We start from the raw sequence: 5,999 nt of genomic DNA, 5'->3' as shown, positions 1-5,999 counted from the left end.
TAGCAGGTGCGGGCGGGGCGCGGGGCGCTGGCAGGTGCGGGCGGCGCCGCGGCGTCGCCGACCGGCATATAGCGAGCATCTCTGCCGCATGTGGCAGAGATGTCGCGCATACGCCGTCGCATGACGCGATGCGCGCCCGGGAGGCGCCAGGGGCCCCCGAGGACGACCGCGCCACCCCGTGTGGAGGAGCGGGCGTGCGGACCTCTACCCTGAGCGGATGAATTCCTCCTCCTCCACGCCCCCTCCCAGGGCGTCCGACGCCCCGGGATCGGCGAGCGGTCGCGCCCCGTCGGGCGCCCCGTCAGCCCCCGGCGGGGCCCCCACCCCGCAGCTCGCACGCTCGCTCGGCCACGGCCAGATCGCCATGATCGCCATGGGATCCGCGCTGGGCACCGGCCTCTTCCTCGGCTCCGGCGAGGCCATCGGCTACGCGGGCCCCGCCGTGATCATCGCGTTCGCCGTCGGCTCGCTCATCGCGGCGACGATCGCGCTCGCGATGGGCGAGTTGGCCTCCCGCCACCCGGTGCGCGGCGGCTTCGGCACCCTCGCCGCCCACTACCTCTCCCCGTACTGGGGATACCTCAGCCGCTGGCTGTACTGGATCGTGACGGTCGCGGTGACCGCGACCGAGCTCGTGGCCTGCGCGCTCTACCTCGCCTACTGGTTCCCGGCGATCCCCGTGCCCGTGGGCATCGTGCTGTTCGCGGCGGTCATCCTGGCCATCAACCTCACCACCGTCGGCTCTTTCGGCGCCGTCGAGTTCGTGCTCTCGAGCATCAAGGTGATCGCGGTGGTCGTGTTCATGCTCGTCGGCCTGTTCCTGGTGTTCCTGGGCACGGGCGCGCACCCCGCACCGGGCCTCTCGGGGCTCACGGCCGACGGGGGCTTCGCCCCGAACGGCTGGGCGGCGGTCTGGATCGCCCTCAGCGTGGTGATGTTCAGCTTCGGCGGCATCGAGCTGCTGTCGATCACGGCGGCCGAGGCGAAGGAGCCGGCGCGCTCGATCCGCACCGCGGCCCGCACCACCATCGTGCGCCTGGCCCTGTTCTACGTGGTGAGCATCGGCATCGTCGTCGCGCTGGTGCCGTGGAGGCAGGCGTCGGCGACCGGAGAGGCCGTGGAGACCTCCCCGTTCGTCACCGTCTTCGACTCGATCGGCGTGCCCGCCGCCGCGAGCATCACGAACCTGCTGGTGCTCATCGCCGCCCTCAGCGCCGCCAACGCGAACCTGTATGCGGGAAGCCGCATCATGCACTCCCTCGCGGAGGACCGCCTGGCCCCGAAGGTCTTCTCCCGCGTCACCCGGCGCAGGGTGCCCGCGCCCGCGATCGCCGTGAGCTGCGTGGGGATCCTCGCGGCCGCCGTGCTGCAGATGAGCGGCGTGGCCGCGTTCGGGTACCTCATGAGCGTCGTGGTGTTCGCGGTGTTGCTGGTGTGGATGCTGATCCTCGTGACCTACCTGCGGTTCCGTGCCCGCCGCGTCGAGGGCGCGACCTTCCGGATGCCCGGGGGACGGGTCTCCGCGCTCGTCGGGATCATCGGCCTGCTCGCCGTGTTCGCGACCGTGGTGGTGCGCGCCGAGATGACGCTCGCCGCGATCGTCGGCATCATCGCCGTCGCGATCGCGACCGTGCTCTACGTGACGGTGGTGCGCCGGCGCATCGACCCCGCCCACATCGACGACGCCTTCACCGAGGCGGAGCTCGTGCGCGAGCGGCAGGCGGGATCCTCGCGCTGACGTGCGCGCCGGCGTTCCCGTGCCGGAGTGGTGTTGCGCACCCCACGGTCGGCGGGGTTTGGGCGAGCGCCTGCGTACGAGTAGTCTGAGGGCACTTCGGTCTCGGTGAGCTGCGACTCCTGGTGCCGGAGACACGCGCGAGTGGCGGAATTGGTAGACGCGCACGGTTCAGGTCCGTGTGCTCGAGAGGGCGTGGGGGTTCGAGTCCCCCCTCGCGCACGTGAGACGAAGGCCCCCGGGAGAGATCCCGGGGGCCTTCTCGCATGGTCGGCCGGATCGGGCCGCGGGTCGGGCGGCGGGCGGCCTGAGCACGCCTCAGGCGCCGGGCGCCACCAGCAGCAGCTCGACGTTGCGGTCCTGCGGGGTCCCCTCCTGGGCGAGGTCCGCGTGGATGTCGTTGAACGACAGCTCCCGGTAGAGGGAGGCCAGGGCGTCCCCCTGGTAGGGCGCGTCGGCCTCGATCAGGGTGCTCAGCAGGGACAGCGTCCCGTCGCGGTTGTCCACGATCTCGACCACGCGCGCCTGTTGCGGGAAGTCCACGTGCGAGGCGGTGTTGATGATCCAAAAGCGGCGCTCGGGCTTCGCGTGCCCGTGCAGGCTGATCTCGTTGGTGTGGGTGTGGCCGTTGACCCAGGCCAGCACGTTGGGGAAGCGCCCCAGCAGGTTCGCGACGTCCCAGCCGGCGTGCCGCAGCTCGCCGTTGCCCGGTGCGAGCAGCAGGTTGTTCATCGAATCGGGCGTGTGGTGGCTGAAGACCACGAAGCGGGTGTCCTCGGCCTGGCTTCGCACCAGCCGTCCCAGACCGTCGTAGTGCCGGCTGGAGCCGCGCTCGAGCACCTCCTCGAGCCACCGGTACTGGGCGTGGCCGATCGAGCCGCCCGTGAAGCCCGCACGGTTCGTCGAGTCCAGTGCGATGCCCACGACGCCCTCGGCGATCTCGAACGTGTAGTACCCGGTGTCCTCTTGGACGTTCTTCTCGGTGAAGCCGTTGCCGGCCGGTCCCACGGGCTGTGGGCGCTCCAGGTGCGCGCGGATGTACTCCTCGGGGGTGAACGGCGCACGGCGCTCGTCGGCCGTGACCGAGAAGTCCCGCTTGGACCGGGCGCTCCCGCTGCTGCGGCTCACCGAGCCGGAGAGCGCGCTGGTGCTCTCGGCGCGGCTCACCTGTTCCCGCAGCCGCTTCTGGGCCGACGGGTCCGCGAAGCCGGTGAACTTCCAGCTGCCCGTGTAGAGGTCCGCGAGGCCCTTCCAGTCGGAGGGCAGGGTGCCGCTGATGGAGTCGTCGTGGTTGCCGAACACGCTGAACCAGGGCACCTGCAGGCCGGGGCTGTGATGCGAGGAGGTCGCGCGCTCGAGCAGATCGGGGAGCTCCGGGAAGCCGACCTCCTTATAGCGGTCGCGCACGGGGTCGGCGGGGTTCCAGTAGCTCGCGTCGCCGCTGCTCTGCACGCCCTCCCACTGGTCCGGATCGCCGGTGGAGGCCGCGATCTCGCCGCCGTTCATGACGGTGAGGAACCAGTCCAGCTCGATGTGCTCGTGGTTGTCCGTGTTGTCGCCGGTGCTGACCAGGCAGTCGAAGGCGCGCCCGGTGTGCGGGCCGCGGCGCAGCGAGTTCACGCGCTCGACCAGGGCGACGGCACCCTGCGTGGTCAGCGGCTCCTGCGGACGGAACGCGGAGCCCGTGAGGTCGTGCAGGAACTCGAAGCGCATGGGCGACTGGGCGTCCAGCACGTGGAGGTCCGTGAACTGCACGAAGGAGGCGAGGGGCCGGCGGGTGTCGGCCCGGGAGGCCTTCGGCGCGCTCTCGAGGGCGTCCTCGCGCACCACGTGCTCGTAGCCCGGGCCGGCGACGAGCCGACGGTAGGTGCCCTCGGCGCCCTGCTCGGGCGTCGCGACGGCGTCGAGCGTGGTGCCGTCGGCCTGCAGACCGGAGTCCTCGGCGAAGGCCCGACGGGCAGGTGCCGTCGCCGCGGCGGTCCCCGCGATCGCTGCGGCGGAGGCGGTGAGGAGGACTCTCCGTGTGAGCGGACGGCGGGCGTCGATGGGCGTGCACTGGGGATCGGGATGAGCCATGGGATCCAGCCCAGCACCGCCACATGGCGCGGACATGGCGTGCGGGGAAGGAGGACATGACGAGCACCGCTCACGGCCCGCAGCGCGGGGATCCGCCCTCTGGCCTGGCCTCGTCGCGAACCCTGGGTGTTAGCGTGGTCACACATCCGCAATTCCCCGGCAGAGGAGCCTCCTCACCGTCCCCGGCCAGAACCCGTCGGACGCCCGGCTCCCGTGACCCACGGAGGTAGCCGTGAACTCACTGTCCAATGTCGACTGGGCGGGACTGGGATTGAAGGTCCTGGCCGCCGTCGTCGTCCTCATCGTCACCGCGATCCTCGCGGCCGTCCTCAAGAGCGCCGCCTCGAAGCTCGCGCAGAAGGTGCCGGCGCTGCGGCGCATCGGCCAGGACGGAGCTTCCCTCGGCAATGCCGTGGGCACGATCCTCTCGATGGTGATCTGGCTGCTGGGCCTGGTGATCGTGCTGGGGATCTTCCAGCTGAACCAGGTGCTCACGCCCGTCACCTCGATGCTCGAGCAGGGCCTCGGGTTCCTGCCCAACATCATCGGTGCCGTCTTCGTGTTCGTGATCGGCCTGGTCATCGCCAAGATCGTGCGAGCACTCATCACCACCGCCCTGCACGCGGTCGACTTCGGCAAGCTCCTGGGCACCGCCCAGTCGGGCATCCAGCGGGCCACCGGCGGCGCCATGGGGGACCAGCGCGGCACGCAGGCTGCCGGCTCGGCGCAGGGCACTGCCTCGGCGCAGGGCCAGGCCCCCGGGCACACCCAGCCGGTCCCGCAGCAGGGCCAGCCCCAGCAGGGGCATCCCGGTCAGGGCGGCGGCAAGCCCGCCTCGAACATCCCCGAGATCATCGCCTCGGTCGTGTTCGCCCTGATCATGATCGTGGTGTCGATCGCCTCGCTGCAGATCCTCGGGATCGCCTCGATCTCCGATCCGGCCGCCGCGATGCTCACCACCGTGTTCACGGCGATCCCGAACATCATCGCCGCGGTCGCCCTGGTGGGGATCGGCGTGCTCATCGCCCGCTTCGTCACCGGGCTGTTCCGCCCGATCCTCGAGTCCACCGGGATCGACGACTGGCTGCAGAAGAACGACGTGATCTCCGAGGGCTCCTCGGCGACGCCCACCGTGCTGCGGATCATCGAGATCGCCGTGGTCCTGTTCTTCGCCGTGATGGCGGCGCAGGTGCTGGGCTTCCCGCAGATCACCGAGATCCTCAGCCAGATCCTGAACCTCGGCGGCAGCGTCCTGTTCGGCGCGGTCATCATCGGTGCCGGCTTCTTCATCGCCTCCGTGGTCTCCAAGCTCGTCTCGGGCACGGCCTCCACGATCATCAAGTGGGCGATCATCATCCTGTTCGCCGCCATGGGCCTGCAGTCCATGGGCGTGGCCGACAGGATCATCGAGATCGCCTTCGGCGCGCTGGTGATCGGCCTCGCGGCCGCCGCCGTGCTCGCCTTCGGACTGGGCGGCCGGGACGCCGCCGCCCGTCAGCTCGAGAAGATCGAGGAGAACAAGGGCAAGGCGTCGGCCTCCGGGAAGGCATCCGCGGCTGCGGGCGCGACCGGTTCCACCGGTCCGGCCTCCTCCGGTCCTGCTGCCGGGGGACCCGGCTCGGCTCCCTCCACGGAGGGTCCGCAGGCCTGACGCCTGCTCCTTCCGAGCCCTGACCGACGGGGCGCTCCGCTGCGGCGCGGCGCCCCGTCGCCGCGCCATCGGCCCTCTCCGCTTGGCACACTGGAGGCATGCCCTCCCTTCCTCTGCAGCCCACGCCGCCGTCGGAGCCCGGCGCCGAGTCCTCTGCGACCGGCCGTGAGGCATCCGACGGCACCGCGGCACCCGACGGTCCCGACGAGAACCTCTGGCACGCGGCCGTGCGCCGCGATCCCGGCCATGCCCGCCGCTACGCCGAACGCTGGCGGCGCATCGCCGCCGAGGGCACCGACATCCTGGGCGAGGCCCGACTGATCGATGCCATGGCGCCCCGTCGGGCGCGCATCCTCGACGCCGGCTGCGGCACGGGTCGGCTCGCCGCCCACCTGCTGCCCGCCGGCCACGAGCTCGTGGGCGTCGACCTCGATCCCGAGCTGATCGCCGTCGCCCGGGAGGACCATCCGCAGGCGCGCTGGGAGGTCCAGAACCTCGCCGAGCTGGACCTGCGGGAGGACGGAGGGGCTGTCTCTT

4 protein-coding genes and 1 tRNA gene are annotated in these 5,999 nt (G+C 71.4%); 4 read left to right on the top strand and 1 reads right to left on the bottom strand.

All coding sequences use genetic code 11. The features are described 5' to 3' along the window. The first annotated feature begins 217 nt into the window (after positions 1–217). Together MHY49_RS18650 and MHY49_RS18645 are read left to right on the top strand one after the other, a co-directional pair. Positions 218–1,738 (top strand): amino acid permease, encoded by a 1,521-nt coding sequence (locus tag MHY49_RS18650; protein ID WP_239206673.1) that lies wholly within the window; start codon positions 218–220, stop codon positions 1,736–1,738. A 135-nt stretch (positions 1,739–1,873) separates the two neighbouring features. After that, positions 1,874–1,957 (top strand) — tRNA-Leu (locus tag MHY49_RS18645). A gap of 96 nt (positions 1,958–2,053) precedes the next feature. On the opposite strand, the gene MHY49_RS18640 is transcribed toward MHY49_RS18645, so the two are convergent. Continuing rightward, positions 2,054–3,811: a TIGR03767 family metallophosphoesterase gene (locus MHY49_RS18640; protein WP_239206671.1), complete on the bottom strand. Its 1,758-nt coding sequence runs from the start codon at positions 3,809–3,811 to the stop codon at positions 2,054–2,056. A 232-nt stretch (positions 3,812–4,043) separates the two neighbouring features. Here MHY49_RS18640 and MHY49_RS18635 point away from each other — a divergent pair, with 232 nt between their 5' ends. Next, positions 4,044–5,462, top strand: coding sequence for a mechanosensitive ion channel (locus MHY49_RS18635; protein ID WP_239206669.1), 1,419 nt, complete (start codon positions 4,044–4,046; stop codon positions 5,460–5,462). Between the two features lie 98 nt (positions 5,463–5,560). After that, on the top strand, positions 5,561–5,999 hold a 439-nt coding region (locus MHY49_RS18630), incomplete at its 3' end, for a class I SAM-dependent methyltransferase (protein ID WP_239206667.1).

Origin of the sequence: Brachybacterium sp. ACRRE, from assembly GCF_022346485.1 — a bacterium.
GTDB classification, from domain to species: domain Bacteria; phylum Actinomycetota; class Actinomycetes; order Actinomycetales; family Dermabacteraceae; genus Brachybacterium; species Brachybacterium halotolerans.
This window is presented reverse-complemented; position numbering and strand designations above follow the sequence as displayed.